Annotated in this window: 4 protein-coding genes; all 4 read right to left on the reverse strand. The window is 74.5% G+C overall.

Annotated elements, in window-relative coordinates; genetic code table 11:
* Nucleotides 1-103: 103 nt before the first annotated feature.
* Nucleotides 104-1,081 (reverse strand): 2-phospho-L-lactate transferase, encoded by a 978-nt coding sequence (gene cofD / locus L0B03_RS15070; protein WP_250447271.1) that lies wholly within the window; start codon nucleotides 1,079-1,081, stop codon nucleotides 104-106.
* Nucleotides 1,082-1,147: 66 nt separating this feature from the next.
* Nucleotides 1,148-2,188: an iron-siderophore ABC transporter substrate-binding protein gene (locus tag L0B03_RS15075; protein WP_250447263.1), complete on the reverse strand. Its 1,041-nt coding sequence runs from the start codon at nucleotides 2,186-2,188 to the stop codon at nucleotides 1,148-1,150.
* Nucleotides 2,189-2,305: 117 nt separating this feature from the next.
* On the reverse strand, nucleotides 2,306-3,151 hold the full coding sequence (locus L0B03_RS15080) for an ABC transporter ATP-binding protein (RefSeq protein WP_250447266.1): 846 nt from the start codon (nucleotides 3,149-3,151) through the stop codon (nucleotides 2,306-2,308).
* Nucleotides 3,148-3,817, reverse strand: a 670-nt coding sequence (locus tag L0B03_RS15085) for an iron chelate uptake ABC transporter family permease subunit (protein WP_250447268.1), incomplete at its 5' end; no start/stop codon positions are given. The genes L0B03_RS15085 and L0B03_RS15080, both read right to left, overlap by 4 nt.

Consider the following 3,817-nt stretch of genomic DNA (forward strand, 5'->3'; position numbering starts at 1 on the left):
CCTGCCGGCCCGCCCCGGAGGGGCACGAGCGCGGTGACCACGTCGCCTGCCGCGCCAGGGGCCGCGTCGTCTCCGGTGGCCGTGCCCTCGGTGCCTCGGGCGGTCATGCGAGGTCGGCGGCGACGAGCAGCTCCCGGGCGAACCGTGGCCGGTCGGCCTCGTCGTGCATGACGGCGTCGGTCACGAGGACCTCGAGGCCGAGGTCCTCGATCGCCGGGGCCAGGGCGCGGTCGGCGTGGTCGATGCACAGCACGTCGAGCACGTCGGTGTAGAGCCGCGCCACGCCGAGCGGGGAGACCTCGTGCCCCAGGCTCGCGAGCATGGCCGCTGCCGGTCCCTTGATCGCCTGCCCGCCCACCACGGGGCTGACGCCGATCCGACGCGCCCGGGTCTGGGCCAGGGCCGTGCGGATGCCGGGCACCGCCAGGATCGGCCCGATGCTGACGAAGGGGTTCGAGGGGGCGATCACGACGAGGTCCGCGTCGCTCAGCGCAGGGACCACGCCCGGGGCGGGGCGCGCGTGCTCGAGGCCCTCGAGCACGATGCCGAGCACCTCGTCACGGTGGCCACGGGCGACGAAGTAGTCCTGGAAGGCGAGCCGTCCGGCCGGCGTGTCGACCAGGGTGGCCACCCGCTCGTCGGTCATCGGCAGCAGCGTCGGCACGACGCCGAGGGCGGTGCTCAGGGCGCGGGTGACGTCGCTGAGCCGGGCCCCGGCGCGCAGCCGGGAGGTCCGGGCGATGTGGGTCGCGAGGTCGCGGTCCCCGAGCGTGAACCAGGTGTCCTCGCCGAGGCGCCCGAGGGCCTCGAGGGTCGCGTAGGTCTCGTCGGCCAGCCCCCACCCGGCCTGGGTGTTCGCGATCCCCGCGAGGGTGTACATCACGGTGTCGAGGTCCGGGCTGATCGCCAGCCCGTGCAGCTCGACGTCGTCGGCGGTGTTGACGACCACCGTGAGGTCGGGGGTCAGCGGGGCGAAGCCGTGGGCGAGCTTCGCCCCGCCGACACCACCGGCGAGGAGGGTCACCACCGCGCTGGCGGCGGACCGGTCGGGGCCCTCGGGGCCCGGGGTCACGGGGGGCATGGTCACGGAGGGAGACCCTACCGAGCGCCAGGACCGGTCAGGACCGCCGGGCCGAGGGCGTCGTGGTCAGCCGGCGTTCGCGGCTGCCGCGGCGAGCTGCTCGACGACCTCGTCCAGGCCCCAGGGCAGGGAGAGCGCCGTGGGCGGGGAGACCGAGGCGATGAACTCGGCACCGACCAGGGGGGCGACGGCGTCCTGCTCGATCTGGGGCATGACCTGCGCGTGCGGGGCGTCGACGAAGCCCGTCAGCTCCTCCTCGGTCGTGGCGTAGACCACGAGCACGTCGCTCTCGAGCTCGTCCAGGCGCTCGTAGCTCAACGTGAAGTAGAAGGGGGACTCGTCGGTGTCGAGGGAGTCCACGGCCTCGGCGTTGACGAAGCCCATGTCGAGCATGAACTCCACGCGCGGGTCCTCGTCGGCGTAGACGTAGAAGGTGCCCGCGGTGTCCCACACGGCGGCGAGGGACAGACCCTCGAACTCGGGGTGCTCCTCGCGGGCGGTGGCGATCTCGCCGTCGATGCCGTCGAGGATCTCCTGGGCCTCGGCCTCCAGGCCCAGGGCGGTCCCGGCGGTGGTCACGACCTCGCGCCACGGGGTGGACCACGGGTCGCCCGGGTAGGCCACGACCGGGGCGATGTCGCTCAGGGTCGCGTACTGCTCCTCGGTGATCCCGGAGTAGTGCGCCAGGATCACGTCCGGCTCGGCCTCGAGGATCTCCTCGAACGGGATGTCCTCGCCGGTGTCGGGCAGGACCACGGGGATCTCCTCGCCCTCGGCCTCGACCGCCTCGCGGATCCAGGGCAGGACGCCCGCCTCGTCGCCGCCGTAGGCCTGGAACGGGATCGCCACGGGAGTCACGCCCAGCGCGATCGAGGCGTCGGCCGCCCCCCAGCCCCACGCGACGACGCGCTCGGGCTGCTCGGGGATGACCGTCTCGCCGAAGGCGTGGTCGATGGTGACGGGGAAGGCCTCGCCGGTCTCGGCGCCGTCGTCCGCGCCCGAGGGGGTCTCCTCGGCCTCGTCGGCGGAGCCCGAGCACGCGGCGAGGGCGAGGGCTGAGGCGAGGACGAGGGCGCCGACGGTCGTGCGGCGACGGGCAGAGGTCACGGGATGCTCCTGGGGGTGAGGTGTTCGGGCACGCCCGGGTGCTTGCGCCCGGCGGAGGCGGGGCGCTGGTCCACGGTCGAGGACCGCGACGGTGCGGCGTGCCAAGGTGAGGCTAGCCTAAGTCGCACTTCGCGCGCCACGGACGTCCGTGCTCTGACGAGAGGACCGGGGGAGTACCACGGGACGGCCGGTGTCCGGGTCCTCGAGCAGGCGCGCCCGCACCCCGAAGGCCCGCTCGACGACCTCCTCGGTGAGGGTGGTCACGGGTTCCCCGCGGGCGAGGACCCGTCCACCGGCCATGACGACGAGGTCGTCGGCGTACCGGGCGGCCAGCGTCAGGTCGTGGATCACCAGCACGACCGTCCGGCCGCGCGTGACCTCCCCGCGCAGCACCTCGAGCACCTCGACCTGGTGCGCGACGTCGAGGGCGCTCGTGGGCTCGTCGAGCAGCAGGATCTCGGGCTGCTGGGCCAGGGCCATGGCGATCCACACCCGCTGCCGCTGCCCTCCGCTGAGCTCGTCGACACGACGGTCGACCAGCGCCCCGGCGTCGGTGGCCTCGAGGGCGGCGGCGACCACGTCGTCGTCGTCGCTGCGGTGCCCGCGGAAGAAGGACTGGTGCGGGTAGCGCCCGTGCGCGACGAGGTCGCCGACGCGGATGCCGTCGGGGGCGACCGGGGTCTGCGGCAGCACGCCGATGGTGCGGGCGACCTGACGGCTCGGCAGCCGGCTGAGGTCCTCCCCGTCCAGGGTGACCGAGCCGGTCTGCGGGGTCAGCAGCCGCGCGAGACCACGCACCAGGGTCGACTTCCCGCTCGCGTTGGCGCCCACCAGCACGGTCAGCGCCCCGGGCCGCACCCGCAGGTCCACCTCGTGGACGATGGGTGCGCGCCCGTAGCCCAGGCTCAGCCCGTGGGCCTCGAGCACCGGGCCTGGCTGGGCGGACGGGATGGCGGGGCTCATGCGGGGGACTCCTTGCGTCGCTCGCCACGGACGAGCAGCCAGATGAGGAAGGGGGCGCCCAACGCACCGGTGATCAGACCGACGGGGGGCTGGAGGGTTCCTGGCACGAGGTGCTGGCCGACGAGGTCCGCCGCCACCACGACGGTCGCACCGACGAGGGTGGCTGTCACCAGGGCTGGTCCGCTGCCACGCAGCAGGCGGGCGATCGGCCCCGAGACGAATGCCACGAAGGCGATCGGGCCGGCGACCGCGACCGCGACCGCGGCGAGGACGCTCGAGAGCAGGATGGCCACGACCCTGGTCGTGACGGGGTGCGCACCCAGGGCTCGCGCGGTGTCGTCGTCGAGGGACAGGGCGGAGAGCCGCCGGCGGGCGAGGAGCAGCACGAGGGCCACGACGGTCAGCGTGGCGCCGACGCGCAGGACGTCGCCCCACGGCGCGGACCCCACGCTGCCCACGAGCCAGAAGAAGGCGCTGCGGGCCCCGGTCAGGCTCGCGCGCGTCAGGGCGTAGCCCAGGAACCCGTTGGCGAGGAAGGCGACGGCCACCCCGATGACGACGAACCGGGTGCCCGTCACGCCGCGGCCGCTGAGCAGGAAGACCAGCGCCGCGGCGACGAGGGCACCGAGCAGGGCGGCGGAGTCGACGGCGGCCCCGGTCGCGCCG

This window comes from Actinotalea sp. C106 (genome assembly GCF_023630195.1).
Lineage (GTDB): Bacteria > Actinomycetota > Actinomycetes > Actinomycetales > Cellulomonadaceae > Actinotalea.

Coding starts and splice junctions, on each gene's coding strand:
- cofD (WP_250447271.1), bottom strand. CDS start 1,081: ATGCCCCCCGTGACCCCGGGCCCCGAGGGCCCCGACCGGTCCGCCGCC.
- L0B03_RS15080 (WP_250447266.1), bottom strand. CDS start 3,151: ATGAGCCCCGCCATCCCGTCCGCCCAGCCAGGCCCGGTGCTCGAGGCC.